At 71.9% G+C, this 17,515-nt stretch carries 16 protein-coding genes; 6 read left to right on the forward strand and 10 right to left on the reverse strand.

Annotated elements, in window-relative coordinates:
* Positions 1 to 92 precede the first annotated feature (92 nt).
* Both FS825_RS01230 and FS825_RS01235 read left to right on the forward strand, forming a co-directional pair.
* The gene (locus FS825_RS01230) at positions 93 to 770 is read left to right on the forward strand and encodes a TetR/AcrR family transcriptional regulator C-terminal domain-containing protein (RefSeq protein WP_186377008.1); all 678 of its coding nucleotides are present in this window, start codon (positions 93 to 95) and stop codon (positions 768 to 770) included.
* A gap of 141 nt (positions 771 to 911) precedes the next feature.
* Positions 912 to 1,547 carry a TrmH family RNA methyltransferase gene (locus FS825_RS01235; RefSeq protein ID WP_260980957.1) on the forward strand — a complete coding sequence of 212 codons (636 nt, stop codon included), beginning with the start codon at positions 912 to 914 and terminating at the stop codon, positions 1,545 to 1,547.
* A gap of 181 nt (positions 1,548 to 1,728) precedes the next feature.
* Here the strand turns inward: FS825_RS01235 and FS825_RS01240 are convergent, their stop codons facing one another.
* From FS825_RS01240 to FS825_RS01265, 6 genes are all read right to left on the reverse strand, one after another.
* The gene (locus tag FS825_RS01240) at positions 1,729 to 2,007 is read right to left on the reverse strand and encodes a hypothetical protein (protein ID WP_144710104.1); all 279 of its coding nucleotides are present in this window, start codon (positions 2,005 to 2,007) and stop codon (positions 1,729 to 1,731) included.
* Positions 2,008 to 2,037: 30 nt separating this feature from the next.
* A complete protein-coding gene (locus FS825_RS01245; protein ID WP_260980958.1) occupies positions 2,038 to 3,045 on the reverse strand; it encodes a LacI family DNA-binding transcriptional regulator in 1,008 nt (335 codons plus the stop codon).
* 105 nt (positions 3,046 to 3,150) lie between these two features.
* Complete coding sequence (locus FS825_RS01250) at positions 3,151 to 3,954, reverse strand: NAD-dependent epimerase/dehydratase family protein (protein WP_144710106.1); 804 nt, start codon at positions 3,952 to 3,954, stop codon at positions 3,151 to 3,153.
* 159 nt (positions 3,955 to 4,113) lie between these two features.
* Positions 4,114 to 6,183 carry a YhgE/Pip family protein gene (locus FS825_RS01255; RefSeq protein ID WP_144710108.1) on the reverse strand — a complete coding sequence of 690 codons (2,070 nt, stop codon included), beginning with the start codon at positions 6,181 to 6,183 and terminating at the stop codon, positions 4,114 to 4,116.
* The gene (locus FS825_RS01260; RefSeq protein WP_144710110.1) at positions 6,180 to 6,911 is read right to left on the reverse strand and encodes a hypothetical protein; all 732 of its coding nucleotides are present in this window, start codon (positions 6,909 to 6,911) and stop codon (positions 6,180 to 6,182) included. Before FS825_RS01260 ends, FS825_RS01255 begins: the two co-directional genes overlap by 4 nt.
* Positions 6,908 to 7,567, reverse strand: coding sequence for a TetR/AcrR family transcriptional regulator (locus tag FS825_RS01265; RefSeq protein ID WP_144710112.1), 660 nt, complete (start codon positions 7,565 to 7,567; stop codon positions 6,908 to 6,910). The genes FS825_RS01260 and FS825_RS01265 overlap by 4 nt, the downstream gene beginning before the upstream one ends.
* 160 nt (positions 7,568 to 7,727) lie before the next feature.
* Here FS825_RS01265 and FS825_RS01270 point away from each other — a divergent pair, with 160 nt between their 5' ends.
* Positions 7,728 to 11,366, forward strand: coding sequence for a S8 family peptidase (locus tag FS825_RS01270; RefSeq protein WP_144710114.1), 3,639 nt, complete (start codon positions 7,728 to 7,730; stop codon positions 11,364 to 11,366).
* A gap of 107 nt (positions 11,367 to 11,473) precedes the next feature.
* The gene (locus tag FS825_RS18520) at positions 11,474 to 11,644 is read left to right on the forward strand and encodes a hypothetical protein (protein ID WP_158521898.1); all 171 of its coding nucleotides are present in this window, start codon (positions 11,474 to 11,476) and stop codon (positions 11,642 to 11,644) included.
* A 97-nt stretch (positions 11,645 to 11,741) separates the two neighbouring features.
* Here FS825_RS18520 and FS825_RS01275 read toward each other — a convergent pair whose 3' ends face one another.
* Positions 11,742 to 11,915, reverse strand: coding sequence for an antitoxin (locus tag FS825_RS01275; RefSeq protein WP_144710116.1), 174 nt, complete (start codon positions 11,913 to 11,915; stop codon positions 11,742 to 11,744).
* Between the two features lie 177 nt (positions 11,916 to 12,092).
* On the opposite strand from FS825_RS01275, the gene FS825_RS01280 reads away from it, so the two are divergent.
* Complete coding sequence (locus FS825_RS01280) at positions 12,093 to 13,382, forward strand: adenylosuccinate synthase (RefSeq protein WP_144710118.1); 1,290 nt, start codon at positions 12,093 to 12,095, stop codon at positions 13,380 to 13,382.
* Between the two features lie 5 nt (positions 13,383 to 13,387).
* Positions 13,388 to 13,945, forward strand: coding sequence for an arsenate reductase/protein-tyrosine-phosphatase family protein (locus FS825_RS01285; RefSeq protein ID WP_186377009.1), 558 nt, complete (start codon positions 13,388 to 13,390; stop codon positions 13,943 to 13,945).
* Between the two features lie 114 nt (positions 13,946 to 14,059).
* On the opposite strand, the gene FS825_RS01290 is transcribed toward FS825_RS01285, so the two are convergent.
* From FS825_RS01290 to FS825_RS01300, 3 genes are read right to left on the reverse strand one after another with little or no spacing between them, the layout of a single operon-like run.
* Positions 14,060 to 15,295: an MFS transporter gene (locus FS825_RS01290; protein WP_260980959.1), complete on the reverse strand. Its 1,236-nt coding sequence runs from the start codon at positions 15,293 to 15,295 to the stop codon at positions 14,060 to 14,062.
* A complete protein-coding gene (locus FS825_RS01295; protein WP_144710120.1) occupies positions 15,292 to 16,593 on the reverse strand; it encodes a PP2C family protein-serine/threonine phosphatase in 1,302 nt (433 codons plus the stop codon). Before FS825_RS01295 ends, FS825_RS01290 begins: the two co-directional genes overlap by 4 nt.
* A 56-nt stretch (positions 16,594 to 16,649) precedes the next feature.
* Entirely contained in the window at positions 16,650 to 17,369 is a 720-nt protein-coding gene (locus tag FS825_RS01300; protein WP_144710122.1) for a CPBP family intramembrane glutamic endopeptidase, read from the reverse strand.
* Positions 17,370 to 17,515: the final 146 nt, after the last annotated feature.

A 17,515-nucleotide genomic window follows, 5' to 3' on the forward strand; every position in this document is an offset into this window, starting at 1 on the left:
CGGGTCGCGGACCCGGGATGGTCGAGACACCGAACGCCGCTCGGCTTTGCCCTAGGCTTTTCGGGACACGTACCGAATCAAGGAGGCCCCTCGTGCTCGTCGAACCCGGATCGCCGACCGTCACCGCCCGTCCCGCTCCGGCGACGGATCGCCTCGAGACGGTTCCGCGGCGACGACGTGGGCGTCCGAACGTGCTCAGCCGCGAGCAGGTGATCGACGCCGCGACGGCGATCGCGAACGAGGACGGCCTCGACCGACTGTCGTTCCGGGCGCTCGGCGTGCGGCTCGGGGTGGCGCCGATGACCGTGCACCGCACCATCGGCGGCCTCGACGACCTGCACGCCGAACTCGTCCGACGCACGGTCGACGAGTTCACCGCGACCTTCGTCTGGCCATCGGAGTGGCACGCCGTGGTCCGGGTGTTCGCGACGACGTTCCGCGACCTCATGCTCACCCACCCCCTCGTGCTCGAGTCGCACAGTCGGCGTGGTGCCCTCGTGTCGACGGAGTCCGACGCCGTGGTGGCGAAGGTGGTCGGTGCGCTGCAGGAGGCCGGGCTGCCCGACGCCGAGGCGATGTACACGTTCTTCGTGGTCTACGACTTCGTGGTCGGGGACACCTCGGTGCAGGTCGGTCGGGGCACCGCCGACGCCGGGCGCCCGGAGCGGCACGCGCTCGTGGGGGAGCTCCTCGGGGCGCACTCGTACCAGGACCGCTTCGCGCTCGGGCTCGACGTCCTCATCGCCGGGATCGAGTCGCGCGTGCGGTGACGCCGGGCGGGCGGGGCCGCGGGCGTGCGGGCTCGCGGGCGTGCGGGCTCCCCGGAACCAGGTTCCGGACACAGCACCGCGCATCTCCGTGGTGCCATGTCCGGAACCTGGTTGCCGACGGGGCGGCCGTACGCTGGGGAGGTGACCTCCGCACCCGAGCCGTCCCACGAGCGGACGACGAACGGCGTCGGGCCGCACCCCGAGCCGTGGCCCGACGACCCGCGGCTCGACCCCGAGCTCCTCGCCGTCGGGGACACCCGCAACGTCGTCGACCGCTTCCGGTACTGGTCGATGGAGGCCATCGTCGCCGACCTCGACACCCGGCGGCACGCGTTCGACGTGGCGATCGAGAACTGGCAGCACGACCTCAACATCGGGTCGATCGTGCGGAGCGCCAACGCCTTCCTGGCCGGGACCGTGCACATCGTCGGACGGCGTCGGTGGAACAAGCGCGGTGCGATGGTGACCGACCGGTACCAGCACGTGCGGTACCACCCGGACGTGTCGTCGTTCCTCGAGGCCATGCGCGCCGAGGGCCGCCCGGTCATCGCGATCGACAACACCCCGGGCGCCGACCGCATCGAGTCCGCCGCGATCCCGGAGCGTTGCGTGTTCCTGTTCGGGCAGGAGGGCCCCGGCCTCACGGACGAGGCCGTCGATGGTGCGGACGTGCACCTCGAGATCGCGCAGTTCGGGTCGACGCGGAGCATCAACGCCTCGGCGGCCGCGGCGATCGTCATGCACAGCTGGATCGTCCAGCACGCCGACCTCGGCTGACGCGGGGTCCCTGGTGCGCGCGCTCGCCCGGCCGGCCGCGCGGGACCCGGCCGGCCGGCCGCGCGGGACCGTCGAACCACGCATCCGACGTCGAACCAGCCCGTGCGCGTGGTTCGACGTCGGAACCGTTGTTCGATCCCGGCCGCCGGCCGCCCCACCGCGCTCCGGCGCGGCCGCCCCGTCAGCGCCGGCGCCGCCGCGCCACGCCCGCCCCGACCGCCGCCACGAGCAGCAGCCCCGCGAGCACCGCAGCCGCCCACGCGATGCCCCGCGCGGCCGCCGCGAGCTCCCACTGGCTCTTCGTCGCCACGTACGCGTACTTCCCCGCACCGTGCAACCACGGGAACGCCGGCGACATCGGCCAGGCGAGGTGATCGGCGAGGACGGCCACGACGACGGCCAGCACGGCGAGCACCAGGAGCAGGACGACCGGGGACACCCGGCGGAGACGAGGACGCACGACGAGAACCGTACTGAACGAACGACGCCCTCAGCGCGCCGCGGTCGTCCGGCGCGCCACCAGCCGCGGCTCGACCAGCACCTCGGTCGCGGGCAGCGCCGGGTCCGCGATCCGCGCCAGGAGCCGCTCGCCCGCCCCGCGTCCGATCTCCACGCTCCGGTCGTCGATGCTCGTGAGCCCCACGTACCGGGTGGCTGCGAGCGGGGTGTCGTCGTAGCCCATCACCGAGACGTCCTCCGGCACCCGCAGCCCCCGAGCCGCGAGCTCCGACAGCGCACCGAGCGCCATCACGTCGTTCGCCGCGAACACCGCCGTCACCTCGGGGTGCTCGTCGAGGAGCTGGCCGAGGCCCCGGGACCCGGCTTCCTCGGTGGGCTCGCCGGGTTGGACGCTCACCGCGACGGAGGCGCCGGACGGGGCGGAGACGACCCGCGCCTCCAGTCCGGCACGGCGCTCGTCGGAAGCCGCGGAACGCGCGCCCACGAAACCGAGCCGCGTGTGTCCGAGGGTGAGCAGGTGGTCCGCGGCCATCCGGCCGCCCGCGCGGTCGTCGTTCGCGACCGTGTCGGCACGCGGGAGCGCGGCCCGTCCGCCGGCGACCACGACCGGCATGCTCGCCGGGATCGCGAGGTCGGTGTCCGGCTCGCCGGCGATCACGATGCCCTCGACCCGCATCGAGAGGAAGCCCTCGACGGGGGAGGCGTCGAGCCCTGTGTTGAGGAACCGGTCCGCGACGACGAGTCGGTGCCCCTGGTCCTGCAGTGCCTCGCGCAGGCCGGTCAGCAGGTCGACGAACCACTGGTTCCGGAAGTCGTCGAGCACCACGCCGATCGTCCGGGAGCGTGTGCCCGCCAGCGACACGGCAGCGGTGCTGGGGCGGTAGTCGAGCTCCTGGATCGCCTTGAGCACGGCGTCGCGTCGCTGCTGGCTCACCCGCGGAGACCGCTGGAGCACGAGCGAGACGAGGGACTTCGAGACCCCGGCGCGCGCGGCGACGTCGTAGATGGTCGCGGGTTTGCCGGCTCCCATGATCTGCATCGACCTCCGTGGCTCTCACGTCGATCGTATCGGTGGCCGTCCGGTGGGTGCCCGGAAGCGGTCTGGAGGCGCGGCTCGTCTCCGTCCCGCCGCGGCGTCCCACGGTCAGTCGCGTGCGCGCCCCAACGCCTGCTTCGCCAGGTCCCCACCGAGGAACTCGGTGTCCTCCGGCGGGAGCTCGTCACGCTCGTCGGCGTCCAGCACGTTCGCGGCGTCGTCCACTGGCCGGAACCCGATCCGCTCGCCCGCCGTGAAGTCCGCCGGGGCGCCGCTGTTGCGCGAGACCGCCCACACCACGTGGTGCCCGGGCTCGGTCAGCTCGACCGTGGCCTGGACGAGCCGGGCGAGGTCGTCCGGCGAGCTCCACATCAGCAGGGCGCGTGCGGAGTGCGGGCGCTCGCCGAAGGCCCCGATCCGCGCGGACACGATCGACATGTCGAACCGGTCGGCGAAGAGACTCCCGAGGAGTTCCATCGCGGCCTTCGTCACGCCGTAGTACGAGTCGGGGCGGGGGAGCCGGTCGCCGGGGATGCTGCCCGGGGCGTCGGGGTGCTCGGGGAGTCGGCCGACGGCGTGGATCGAGCTCGCTTGGACGACGCGGTGGACGCCGTTGTCCGCGGCAGCCTCGAGGAGGTTCTTCGTCCCGGTGACGTTCACCTCGACGAGGGCGTCCCACTCGTCCTCGGTGGGGATCCCGGCGAGGTGCACGACCGTGTCGACGCCGGTGAGGGCGGCCTCGAGCGCGGCGCGGTCGTTCACCGAGCAGGAGACGAACCGTTCGCGGTCCCCGACGCCCGGGTCCGGTGGGCGTTCGTCGAGCAGGACGAGGTCGTGTCCGGCCGCCAGGAGTCTCGGTCGCAGTGCGGTCCCGATCCGTCCGGTGGCCCCGGTGATGAGCAGCGTCGCCATGCTCGAACGCTACGCCGGGGCCCCACCGTGCCGGAACCAGGTTCCGGCACGCCACCACCCTGCCGGAACCAGGTTCCGGCCACAGCACCGTGGATCTTCGTGGTGCTGTGTCCGGAACCTGGTTCCGCGGGCCGCCGCGGGCCGCCGCGCCGCGCCGCGCTACCCGATCAAGCTCGGGCGCAGGTCGCGCAACGTCCGGGAGCGCGTCTGCCGCGCGGTGACGACGTACGACACGAGCAACGCACCGAGCAACCAGCACGCCAGCACCCCCGCGTCCGACCACGTCGCCGCCGCCGACCCGCCGTACATCGTCTGCCGGATCGCGTCGACGGAGTACGTCATCGGGAGCGCGAAGTGCAGCGCCGCCAACGGCCCCGGCAGCGTCTGCCACGGGAACGTCCCACCGGCGGTGACGAGCTGCACGAGCATGAGCACCAGGCCGAGGAACTGCCCCACCGACCCGAGCAGCACGTTGAGCGCCATGATGATCGCCGCGAACGTCGCCGAGGCCAGCACCATGATGCCGATCGTCGGCCCCGTCCACGCCACGTCGAGGTCGAGGGCGAACCGGACGATGAGGAACAGCGCCACCATCTGCACGACCCCGAGCAGCGCCGGCGTGAGCCACCCGCCGAACACCACCCGCAGCGGCTTCCGCACGGCGGTGATCGCACGCTTCGAGATCGGCTTGAGGATGAGGAACAGCGCGTACATGCCGATCCACGCCGCGAGCGAGATGAAGAACGGCGCGAGGCCCGCCCCGTAGTTCGACGCCGAGGCGACGTCGTCCGTCCCGACCTTCACCGGGTCGGAGATCACCGACGCCTGGTCGTTCCGCTGGGAGGCGGTGGACGCGGGGATCTTCGTCCAGCCCTCGTCGAGCTTCGACGCGAGTTCGGACGCGCCGTCACGGAGCGAATCCAGGCCCGAGGCGAGGGACTCCGCCCCGGAGTCGGCCGAGGCCGCACCGGACGCGAGCGATGCCGCGCCCGAAGACAGGGTCGGTGCTGCCGCGGCGAGCTTCGACGTGCCGGAAGCGACCTGCGACGACCCGGACGCCAGCTTCGACGCCCCGTCCGCGGCGGAGGAGATGCCGCTCGCCAGGGTCGGCGCTGCCGACGCGAGCGCAGCGGTCCCGGCGGCGACCTGGGCGGACCCGTCGCGCAACTGGTCGACCGACGACTTGGTCGTCTCGTAGGTGGTCTTCGCGCTCGCCCCGGCGGTGTTGACGTCCGTCACGGTCTTCGTGATCGCGGCGGTCTGCTCGGGGGTCAGCGTGACGCCCTCGGGCAGGTTCGCCTCGATCTGGGCGATGACGTCGTCCGCATCGACCGGCTGCAGGGCGTCGACCGTACCGGCAGCCGCGTCGACGGTGTCCGCGAGCTGCTTGTTGCCCGCCGCGACCTGCTGGGCGCCGTCGTTGAGCTTCGCGGTGTCCGACGGCAGCGACGCCGTCTGCTGCTCCGCTGACTGCAGGCCGGACGACAGCGTCGATGCACCGGACGCCACCTGCTGCGCGCCGCTGTTCAGCGCAGCGGTCTGCGACGGCAGCGAAGCCGTCCCGTCGGCGAGCTCGGCCGCCCCCGACGACAGCTTCCCGGTGCCGTCCGCGAGCGTCGCCGCGCCCGACGCCGCCTTAGCGGCACCCGAGGCGAGCTGCCCGGCTCCGTCGACCGCGTCACCGAGGCTGTCCCGGACGTCGGCGAGTCCGACGAGCAGGGTCTTCGCCGCCTGCTTCCCGACCCGCTCGGCCACGGCGGTGCGCATGGTCTTGCCGGCCTGCTCGGCGATCGTCGACGCGAGGTACGAGTTCGTGTCCGCCGTCGTCATCACGAGCTTCGCCCGCTTCGGGTCGTCGGACTGCGCGGACACCAGGGACTCGGAGAAGTCGTGCGGGATGGTCACGACGAAGTCGTACGTGCCGTTCCGGACGCCCGAGCGTGCGTCGGCCGCGGTGGTCTTCGACCACTTGAAGTCGGCGCCGTCGATCGCTTCCCTCGTGACGTCCGCGCCGTAGTTCACCTGGTCGCCGTCGAGCGTCGCGCCGGCGTCCTGGTTGACGATCGCCGCGGGGACCTGGTCGAGCTTGGCGTAGGGGTCGCGGTTCGCCCAGAGGTAGGCGCCGCCGTAGAGCAGCGGCACGACCATGAGCGCGATGAACGCGAGACGTGCGAGCGGGGTCGCGGTGAGTCGCGCCAGTTCGGCGCGGACGAGCGAGGTGGTGGTCACGCGGTCGCCTCCGTGGGCAGGGTGGTGGTCTCGGACGGGAGGCGCGGGTCGTCTCCGTCGGTTCGGGCCACGTCCTCGGGGTCCTCGGTCTGGGTTCCGGGCGCCTCGTCGGTTCCGGGCGTCTCGATGGTGCCGAGCAGGGTCTCGACGGTCGCGGCTGCGGCCTTCGAGGTGACGAGCACGACGGTGGTGCCACGGCGGGCGACGTCGCGGACGACGGCGAACCAGTCCTCCACGGCGCCGCCGTGCCGCTCGGGCGAGGTGATCACGACACCGGTGACCCCGTCCCGCAGCAGCGCGAGCTCGACGAGCAGCCGGACGCGCACGTCGGTCGGGACCCGCTGCACGTGCGTGTCGGCGTAGTGGGCGATCCCCAGCGAGTCGAGCACGGTGTCGACGTGCTCGCGGGAGGGTCGCTGTTCGGCGAACGCGAGCTCTTCGCGCACGATGCGCCGGACGGTCATGACCGGGAACGGCTCGGCGACGCCCGGGGTGTCGACGAGGGCGAACGCCTTCCGGACGGCAGCGGCGTCGTCGTGCCCGTCGAGCAGGACCCGTCCGGTCTCGGGGCGCATCCGGCCGCCGGCGACGAGCGAGGCCAGCACGGGCGCCTGTTCCGTCTCGACGGCGACGACCCCGGGGCGGCCGGGTGCGGCGACGGCGGAGACGACGGGCAGCGGTGCGCCGGGTTCGTCGCCGATGCCGACGTGGTCGAGTTCGAGGGTCATGCTGCGTCCTTCGGGGAGGTCGTGCGCGGAGTCGGTGCGGCCGGTTCGGAGAGCAGCGCGGTGCGCCAGTCGATCCCCGTGATGCCGAGGGCGGAGAGGACGACCGTGCGGCGACCGTCCTCGTCGGAGGTGCCGGAGCGGGTGGCCTCGTCGAGCACGGCGATGCAGGCGTCCTCGACGAGCCGGCCGAGGGCGTCGGCCGAGACGTCGTCGCGCATGGTGCCGTCGGCGATCCCGAGGGCACACGCCTGACGGACCTGGGCGCGGACGGGGGCGAACTCGGTCGCGACGGACTCGATGAACGGGCTGCGCACGGCGACGGCCGCCATCGACCGGACGTGCGACACCTCGGACCAGAGCGCGACCGCGATGGCCGCGATCCGCGAGGCCGGGGGGAGTTCGGCGAGGTCGGGGCTGGTCGGCATGGCCGCGGCGATGCGGGCGGCGCCGATCGTGACGACCTCACGCACGAGGTCGTCACGCGAGGGGAAGTGTCCGTAGACCGCACGACGCGAGAGTCCGGCGGTCTGCGCGATGGTCTCGAGCGAGGCGTCCGGGTCCTGCTGCAGCGCGGTGCGGGCGGCGTCGAGCAGGGCTTCCCGGTTGAGTGCTGCGTCACGCCGTGGGGCGCGCGTCTGCTGGTCGGTGGTGGTCACGCACGCCATCCTAATAACGTGCACACGGGTGTGCAAGTTATCAGACACGGGCCCCCGAACGAGGGCCAGTCCCCCAAAGAGCGGACTGTCCGACCTGAGAGGAACCGCATAACTTCACAGCAATTCCTTGCGATACACGGACGAACCGGGAGTGCGCCCTTTGAACCGTGCAACACCGAACACCGACCCGAACCCGAATCCCCACCGCATCGCGCGCGTCCTGACCGCCGGCATCGCCGCCGCGGCCCTGGCGTGCGGCGGTCTCGCAGTCGGAGGAGCGGCCTCGGCGGCGCCGTCCGGCCGGACCGCGGCCGACCTCAAGCTCTCGCAGCCGCTGCGGGACGCGAAGCCCTCGAAGACGATCGCCGCGTTCGTGCGGACGACCGGTCAGGGTGCGCTCGAGGTCGACGCCCAGGCGAAGGGCGGGGACCTCACGAAGTCGAAGACCCCGTCCTCGGCCGCGAAGCAGCGCGTCAAGGCGATCGGCTCCACCGTCGACGCCGTGCGTGCCGCCGTCAAGCAGTCGGATGCCGACGCGACCGAGCTCTACTCGACCGAGTACACCGTCCCGGGTGTCGCCGTCGTCGCCGACGTCGCGGCCCTCCGGAAGGTCGCCGCCCGCTCCGACGTCGAGAGCATCATCCCGCTCACGCCGAAGAAGGTCGTCGACCCCACTGTCAACGCCGACTCGAGCGCCGCACCGTCCGGTGTCGACCCGAGCCTCACGAAGCCCGGTGCCGACGGCGTCACGCCGAAGAACGCGGCGAGCGACGTCTACACCCGCTCGCTCGACGCCTGGCAGCAGACCGGCCACACCGGCAAGGGCGTCAACGTCGCCGTGCTCGACACCGGCCTCGACTACACCCAGGCGGACTTCGGCGGCCCCGGCACCACCGCCGCCTACGACGCCGCGCTCGCGAGCACCGCTGCTCCGGCGGCCGGCTCGTACGACCCGGACAAGTTCCTCGGCGGCTACGACTTCGCCGGTCCGACCTACAACGCGGACCCGTCCGACCCCGCCTACGACCCGACCCCCGCGCCCGACGCGAACCCCATCGACGGCAAGGGCGGCGATCACGGCACGCACGTCTCCGGCACGATCGCCGGGTACGGCCTCGACGCCGACAAGACCACGTTCGACGGCGACTACACGAAGCTGACCACCCAGCAGGTGCAGGACATGTGGATCGGGCCGGGCACCGCACCGGAAGCCGGTCTCTACGCCCTCAAGGTGTTCGGTGACGGCGGCGGCTCGACCGACCTCACCGGTGCCGCCCTCGACTGGGTCGGCCAGGCGCTGACCGAGGGCAAGGACATCAACGTCCTCAACCTCTCGCTCGGCTCCGACTACGGCGCACCGGACGACCCAGACAACGCCAAGATCGACGCGCTCACCGCCCGCGGTGTCCTGCCCGTGATCGCCTCGGGCAACGCCGACGACTTCACCGACATCGGCGGCTCGCCGGGGAACGCGGAGGGTGCCCTGACGGTCGCCGCGAGCGCCACCGGCCAGTCCCTGTACGACGGTGTCGAGGCGACCGCCCCGGCTGACGTCGCCGCGACCTACCGCGCGCAGTACTCGCAGAACTTCACGGGCGAGCTCCCGGTCGAGGGTGACGTCGTCGTCCCGACCACGAACGTTGACGGGTGTGCCGCGTTCAGTGCCGACGAGGCCGCGAAGATCGCCGGCAAGGTCGTCTGGCTGAAGTGGACCGATGCCGCGCTCGAGTGTGGTTCCGGTGTGCGCTTCACCAACGTGGAGGCGGCCGGCGGCATCGGCGTCCTCCTCGCCGGGACGATCAACACGTTCGACTCGGGCATCGCGGGGAACGCGACCATCCCGGGGGCCGAGCTGACCCTGGACAGCGTGACGCGCCTCCAGGCCGCTGCCCAGGCCGGGACCCTGCACGTCAAGTTCGCCGACGAGCTCCGCGGCTTCCAGCTCGCCACCGACCCCGAGGCCGTGAACACGCTCGCGTCGTTCACCAGCCGGGGCGTGCACGGGTCGTTCGACGACATCGTCAAGCCGGACATCGCCGGCCCCGGGGTCAACGTGATCTCCGCGGCCAACGGCACCGGTGACGGTCGCCTCTCGATGAGCGGCACCTCGATGGCGACGCCGGACGTGGCGGGCATCGCCGCGCTGACGTTCCAGTCGCACCCGTCCTGGACGGCACCGCAGGTCAAGGCCGCGCTCATGAACACCGCGACGCACGACGTGCGTGACGGTGACCAGGACGCGACCCTGCTCCGCCAGGGCACCGGGCGCGTCGACGCGCTCCAGGCGGTCACCGCCGGCACCACGGTGCGCAGCGTCGAGAACGACCAGCTCGTCACCGCCTCGTACGGTGTCGTCGAGGTCGCCGGCAAGACCAGCGAGCGTCGCACCCTGCAGATCGAGAACACCGACGGGCGTCCGCACACCTACGACGTGGCCTACCAGCCGCAGGTGGCGCAGCCGGGCGTCGCGTTCTCGCTGAGCACGAAGCGCGTCACGGTCCGTCCGCACAGCACCGCGAAGGTCACGCTGACCTTCTCGATCGCCGACCCGACGAAGCTCCGCCGCGTCATCGACCCCACCCAGGAGTCGGTGCAGCAGGGCTACCAGCGGGAGTTCGTCGCGGCGGCCTCCGGGCTCGTGACGTTCACGCCGACCGACAAGTCGCTCAACCCGCTCCGGCTCGCCGCCTACGTCGCCCCGAAGCCCGTCAGCGCGGTCCGCGGCACGAACGTGACCTTCACGGGGTCGCAGCGCACCGCGAACCTCGCGCTGCGGGGCCGCACGGTCGACCAGGGTGACGCGACCACCGGGTACCACGCGGCCGTCGCGCCGTTCGTGCTCGGCGGGACGGACGGCAAGGAGTCGTTCCCGGACGGTTCGGCGAAGCAGTCGCTCCAGGCCGCGGACATCCGGGCGTACGGCGCGAACTACGACAAGGCGTCCGGCACCCTCGCGTTCGGTGTGCAGACCGCCGGTCCCGACGCCAACCCCGGCGCCGTGACCAACGTCGAGGTGCTCATCGACTCCGACAGCGACGGCACGCCGGACTACCTGGTGTACGACGCGAAGTCGGCAGCGGTCGACGCGACGTTCGCCACGACGGTGGACCTCGCGACCGGCGAGACCGTGGACACGCAGCCCCTCAACGGCGGTGCCCCCGGTCAGGACGTGAACACGTTCGACAGCACGGTCAAGGTGCTCACGGTCGACGCGGCCACGATCAACGCGGCAGCGCACCCGATCACCTACTCGGTGCTCACGGAGTCGGCGTACGCACCGGCCCTCGCCACCAGCGGCTCCTACGTCGTCGACGAGACGGCGGAAGCGACGTACGACCCGTCGGCGCCGGCGCTCACGTTCGCACAGGGGAAGTCGACCGGCGTCCTCTTCGCGGACGAGGGGTCGCTCCAGGTGACCCGCGGCACCGGTGTCGCGAGTGCTCGGGTCCTGCTGCTGCACCTCGGCAACGCCGTGGGGGAGCAGGCGCAGAGCGTCTCAGCGAAGTGGGTCGAGCCGACGCTGTCGCTCGTCAAGGGCAGCTCGGTGAGCATCACCGGGACCACCAAGGTGGGCAAGCGCCTCACCGCGCACCACGGCACGTGGAACGCGAACGGTGTGACGTACTCGTACCAGTGGTACCGCGACGGCTCGGCCGTGAAGCGGGCCACCGGGGCGACGTACACGCTCGGTTCGTCCGACGCGGGGCACCGGTTCCGGGTCGAGGTCACCGCCAAGGCCAAGGGGTACCAGGACGGCTCGGCGATCTCGAAGTCGACCGCCAAGGTGTCGCGCCGCTAGCACGGACAGTCCCTCTGCTGGCCCCGTCGTCCCGCACGACGGGGCCAGCAGTGCGTCTCGGGGACATGTAGTTAGACAAACTAGTAAAACGGTGCCAGGGTTGCAGCATGCAGACGCAGAGCACCCTCAAGCAGCTCCGGGCCAACCCGATGGAGTGGCGTCGACGTGGTCTCACCCCGCCGGACGTCATCCAGTCGATGATCGAGCAGCGTCTCGCCGAGCCGGGTCACTCGCAGCCCGTCGGCGACCCGTCGTACCAGGACTTCTTCCGCAGCTGACGGTCGCGGCCGCAGCCGCGGCTGTGGTGGCGACTGCAGACGGACGGGAGGCGCGGTGCCAGCTGGCACCGCGCCTCCCGTCTGTCTCCTGGTCCGGTCAGTTCCCGATCTTGTCGTCGGCCGCGTGCTCGGCCTTGTCGATCTGGTCACCGTGACCGCCGCCGGTCGCCTTGTCGGCCGCGTCGCCGGCCTTGCTGAGCCCGGCGTCCGTCGCCTTCTCGCCCTTGTCGCTGTCCGCGAAGTCCTTCGCCTTGTCGCCGAGGTCGCTCATGAACGTGCTCCTTCTCTTCGATCCGACTGTCTGACGCCGCCGACGTTGCCCCGCAGTCCGTGGACGGGCTCCCAGGTGGACGTCGCAGGTAGCGGGGAGGTGGCCGTCCGATAGACTCGGGTGGACCACCGGCCCGTCTGGTCGCGTGAGGTCCTCCGCCAACGTGAGGAGAACCAGATGCCCGCAGCAGTCATCATCGGAGCCCAGTGGGGCGACGAGGGCAAGGGGAAGGCCACCGACCTCCTCGGCTCCCGCATCGACTACGTCGTCAAGTTCAACGGCGGCAACAACGCCGGGCACACGGTCGTCGTCGGCGGCGAGAAGTACGCGCTGCACCTGCTGCCCTCCGGCATCCTCACGCCCGGCGTGACCCCGATCATCGGCAACGGCGTCGTCGTCGACCTCGAGGTCCTGTTCCAGGAACTCGACGCGCTGAAGGCCCGCGGCGTCGACACCGGCAAGCTCCTCGTGTCGGCGAACGCCCACGTCATCACGCACTACCACCGCACCATCGACAAGGTGACCGAGCGGTTCCTCGGCAAGCGCCAGATCGGCACCACCGGTCGCGGCATCGGCCCGACCTACGCCGACAAGATCAACCGCGTCGGCATCCGCATCCAGGACATCTTCGACGAGAACATCCTGCGGCAGAAGGTCGAAGCCGCCCTCGACCAGAAGAACCACCTGCTGGTCAAGGTCTTCAACCGCCGCGCGATCGACGCCGAAGAAGTGGTCGAGTCGCTCCTGTCCTTCGCCGACCGCCTGCGGCCGATGGTCGCCGACACCGGGCTCGAGATCCACCGGGCGCTCGAGCGCGGCGAGACCGTCCTGTTCGAAGCCGGCCAGGCCACCATGCTCGACGTCGACCACGGCACCTACCCGTTCGTGACCTCCTCGTCGGCCACGGCGGGTGGCGCGGCGACCGGTTCCGGCATCGGCCCGGGCAAGCTCGAGCGCATCATCGGCATCGTCAAGGCGTACACGACCCGTGTCGGCGCCGGGCCGTTCCCGACAGAGCTGTTCGACGAGTCGGGGGAGTTCCTCCGCGCGAACGGCTTCGAGTTCGGCACCACCACCGGGCGACCGCGCCGCTGCGGCTGGTACGACGCCCCGATCGCCCGCTACACGGCCCGTGTCAACGGCGTGACGGACTTCGTGCTCACCAAGCTCGACGTCCTCACCGGGCTCGAGACCATCCCGGTCTGCGTCGCGTACGAGGTCGACGGCCAGCGCGTGGACGAGGTCCCCGTGAACCAGTCCGACTTCCACCACGCGAAGCCGATCTACGAGGAGTTCCCCGGCTGGACCGAGGACATCACCGGCGCCCGCTCGTTCGACGACCTGCCCGCGAACGCCCAGGCGTACGTCCTCGCGGTCGAGGCGATGTCCGGCGCCCGGATCTCCGCGATCGGCGTGGGCCCCGGCCGCGACGCCATCGTCGTGCGGCACGACCTGCTCGGCGCCTGACGACCGTGCGGATCCTGTTCGTCTGCAGCGGCAACATCTGCCGCTCGCCGCTCGGGGCGCAGGTCCTGGAGGCGCGGCTCGGCTCCGCAGCGTCGGCCCACGTCGTCGAGTCGGCCGGCACCATCGCCGACGACGGGGCTGCCATGGACGCTGCGGCTGCTCGACAGTCCGCACGCCTCGGCGGCGAGCCGTCGGCGCACCGGTCGCGGTACCTGACCGACTCCATCGCGGCATCGGCGGACCTCGTGCTCACGGCGGAACGGTCGCACCGTGCGGCCGTGGTGTCGCTCGCGCCCCGTGCGGCGAAGCGGGCGTTCACGATCAAGCAGTTCGCGCGGGTGCTCGGCGGCCTGGAGCCGGGGGACCTCGACGGGGTCACCACTGGCCCGGAGCTCGTCGAGCGGGTCGCGCGGTTGCGGGGGACCGTCCCGCCGCCCGCCGACCCGGCCGACGACGACGTGGACGACCCGTACCGGCGGTCCGAGGCGACGCACGAGCGGGTCGCGGACGAGATCGACGCCGCGGTCGCGGTGATCGCGGAGGCGTTGCGCCGGGTGAGCTGAGGTGGTGGCGGGCTGCCGGCGCCGCGCCGAGTCTCGGGCTGAGCGACAGTTCTCGCGGCCCGGAGCCCGAGGAGCGTCGCCCAGGCCGAGTCTCGGGGCGCCCGTCCGCGCTGGCTAGGGGCGCGGCGCGAGCACGTGCCGGTCGCGGCTCGCGATCACCCCGGCCACGAGCTCCACCACCAGGAGCGCCAGCAGCACCACGATCGGCACCGTCCAACCCCCGGTCGCCGCGTGCAGCAGCCCGAGGCCGAGCGGGCCCAGCCCCGCGAGCAGGTAGCCCGTCCCCTGCGCCATCGTCGACACGTGGGCCGTGTGCCGGGCATCAGGGGAGCGCCACACGATGTAGCTCAGCGACAGGCTGATCGCCCCGCCCTGTCCGAGCCCCAGCAGCGTCATCCACACCCAAGCGCCCGCGGCCGGTGCGACGAGCAGGCCGCCGAACCCGACGGCGCAGAGCACCACCACGACGACCACGGGCAGCCACATCGGCCGCAGGCGACGGGCGATCGCCGGACCGGTGACGCCCGTGAGGATCCCGGGCAGGCTCGAGTACGCGAGCATGAGGCCGGCTTCGTGCGCCGAGACTCCGGCGTCCTGCACCACGGTCGGCACCCAGGTGAGGAACGCGTAGTACGACAGGCTCTGCAGCCCCATGAACCCCGTCACGGCGATCGCCACCGGGTCGCGGAAGAGTCGGGCGAAGGTCGGTTCGTCGCGGGGCACGACGGGTACGACGACACCGGCCGGGCTGTCGACGCTTTGGCTCCGGTTCCGGATCGCCTGCGGCAGCCACACCACGAACGCGAGGACTGCGGGCACCGCCCAGAACGCCAACGCCGGCCGCCACGACCCGAACGCCGCCATGAGCGGGACGACCGCGGCCGACGCGATCGCCGCACTGAGGAACAGCGCCGTGGAGTACAGCCCCATCACCAGGCCGACCCGATGCGCGAAGTCGGTCTTGATCGCCGCAGGCATGAGCACGTTCGCGACCGCGATCGCCGCGCCCGCGAGCACCGTCCCGCCGTACAGGGCCCACCCGTGCGGCTCGAGCCGGAGCGCGATCCCGAGGGCGAGCGCCGCCATCGTCAGGCCGAGCAGCCGGTGGAGCCCCACCCGCCGGGTGAGCACCGGCGTGAGGAACGCGAACGCCCCGAACGCGAACACCGGGATCGTGGTGAGCAGGCTCGCCGCCGACGGGGAGAGGTGCAGCGACCGCTCGATCGCGCCGAGCACCGGCCCGACGGACGCGACGCCCATCCGGAGGTTGAGTGCGATGAGCAGGAGCCCCGCCCCGACGTACCACGCAGCGAGGATGCCCCGGCGAGCAGGGGCGGTGGTCGAGGTCACGTGGCCGTCCCGAACACCGGGCTCGCGGCGGCGGTCGCACCCCCGGGCATGACGCTGACCGGCTCGCGGCGGATCGCGATCACGGTCACGTCGTCCTCGTGCGGGACCTCCCGCGCCCGCTCCGACAGCGCCGCGACGACCGCCGAGGGATCGGAGTCAGCGCGTGCCAGTTCGGCCACCGCGTCGACGGTGTCCTCCCGGCCGCCGAACAGGTCGAGCACGCCGTCGCTGAACGAGATGAGCAGGTCGCCGGGCTCGAGGAACCCCTCCGTCGTCGCCCACTCGTCGCGCAGTCCCATCCCGAGCGGCAGGTCCGTCGAGCGCAGACGCTCGGCACGGCCATCGCCCCGCAGCACGAAGCTCAGCCCGTGACCGGCGTCGGCCCACCGCAGGGTGCCGCCGTCGGAGATGCGTGCGTGGAAGAGGGTCGTGAACGTGACATCGTTGTCGTTGCTCTCGGCGGCGAGCCCGTCCGACGCCCGGAGCAGCGCCTCGGAAGGATCATCGACGGCGCGGGCGCTCCGCAGCGTGGCCCGGACAGCCGCTGCGATGAGGCCTGCGCCGACGCCCTTGCCCATCACGTCGCCGAGGCTGACGGCGATGCCGCTGCTCGTCGTGTACCAGTCGAAGAAGTCACCGCCGACGGTCTTCGCCGGCAGACAGGCCCCGGCGACCGCGACGTTCGATCCGAGGTGATCGGTCGCCGCTGGCAGCAGCGATCGCTGGACGGTGGCGGCACGGTCGATCTCGGCGCGGATGCGCGCCTCGCCCAGCCGAGCGGCACGGACGTTGAGCCGACCGCGTCGTGAGAGTTCCTGGACGATGGCAGCGACGGTGCCGAACACCACGACGGTGATGCCGAGGCGGACGAGCTCGCTCGTTCCCGGAGCGTTGGTCGGCGTCAGTGCGTACGGGGCGAGGATGACGAGCGTCACGCCCAGTGCGGCGAACAGCACGGTGCGGCGACCCTCGAGCGACGCGCACCACACCACGGGCAGCACGACGAGCGACGTGAACACCGACGAGCCGGACCCCGTGCCCGTACGGAAGAGCGCGATCGCCACGAAGTCGAGCACGAGCAGCACCGGCACGATCGCCGACGACCGTGGGAACACGAGCGCCAGCGCGGAGAACAGGGTCGCGACGGCGGTGCACACGAGACTCGCGAGGAAGGGCCCGTCGGCGGAGACCTCGAGAGACGGGAGCAGCACCGTGAGGAGCGCGCCGATCACCACCAGTGCGCTGAGTGGCGACTGCCGGACGAGGGGGCTCTCGATGACGCTGGTTGGGCGGATCATGCTCGGCCCAGGCTACGTCTTGAGAGGTGCTCGCGTGCGCAGGACTCCTGGAACGGTCAGCGAGGCCAGGTCGCGACGACCGCCACTGCGTTGAAGAGCACGTGCGCCAGCACCGCGCCACCGACGCGGTCCGTCATCGCCACGAGGGTGCCGGTGAGCGAACCGAGGGCGAACGTGGTGAAGAAGACCCGGAAGCCCTCGATCTGGGTCGATCCAGCGCCGAGCAGCACGTGCAGCACCGCGAAGAGGAACGCGGTGAGCAGCACCGCGAGGAACCGGGTCCGTGGGGTGAGCTCGGCGGCCATGCGGCGCTGGAAGAGCCCTCGGAAGAACACCTCTTCGAGGAACGGGCTGACGAGCACGACCCCGACCGCCGACACGAGGAGCAAGCCGACGTCCGGCTGGCCAAGGCTCGGTGCGGGCGTCAGGCCGGTCGTACCGGTGAAGGACAGACCGAGGAAGACGTCGAGCACCCGGCAGACGATGACGATACCGATCGCGAAGACGACGTCGCCGAGGTCGAGACGGAGACGGGCGCGCAGGGTGTGACGACTCCGCCGCACAACCCACGCGGCGCCGACGACCAGCGGCACCCAGACGGCCAGGTCGGCCAGCACGACCTGCAGCACGGGGGACGGCACACCCCCAGAGCGGGTGACGCTGCTGGCGACCCTGGCCAGGATGACGGCCGCGCCGAGCGCGATCAGCATCACGACCAGGTCGCGCTGGCGGGAGGTGTCGGGCTCGGTCATGGCCGCGTCCGGCTGCGTGGTCATGGGGCAACCGTAGAGGACCGATGACGCGAAACGCAGCAGACAGCCGAGCGCGCCTCATTCGTGTGGCACTATTTCCATGTCGTGTGCTGGGACCACCCCGGTCACCTCGTGATGGGACCACGAGAACGGCAACGGTCGGGGAAGGC

Source organism: Curtobacterium pusillum (genome assembly GCF_007680845.1).
In the GTDB taxonomy this organism is placed as follows: Bacteria; Actinomycetota; Actinomycetes; order Actinomycetales; family Microbacteriaceae; genus Curtobacterium; species Curtobacterium pusillum_B.

Coding starts and splice junctions, on each gene's coding strand:
- FS825_RS01275 (WP_144710116.1), bottom strand. CDS start 11,915: ATGAGCGACCTCGGCGACAAGGCGAAGGACTTCGCGGACAGCGACAAG.
- FS825_RS01250 (WP_144710106.1), bottom strand. CDS start 3,954: ATGGCGACGCTGCTCATCACCGGGGCCACCGGACGGATCGGGACCGCA.
- FS825_RS18520 (WP_158521898.1), top strand. CDS start 11,474: ATGCAGACGCAGAGCACCCTCAAGCAGCTCCGGGCCAACCCGATGGAG.
- FS825_RS01280 (WP_144710118.1), top strand. CDS start 12,093: ATGCCCGCAGCAGTCATCATCGGAGCCCAGTGGGGCGACGAGGGCAAG.
- FS825_RS01245 (WP_260980958.1), bottom strand. CDS start 3,045: ATGCAGATCATGGGAGCCGGCAAACCCGCGACCATCTACGACGTCGCC.
- FS825_RS01260 (WP_144710110.1), bottom strand. CDS start 6,911: ATGACCCTCGAACTCGACCACGTCGGCATCGGCGACGAACCCGGCGCA.
- FS825_RS01300 (WP_144710122.1), bottom strand. CDS start 17,369: ATGACCACGCAGCCGGACGCGGCCATGACCGAGCCCGACACCTCCCGC.
- FS825_RS01295 (WP_144710120.1), bottom strand. CDS start 16,593: ATGATCCGCCCAACCAGCGTCATCGAGAGCCCCCTCGTCCGGCAGTCG.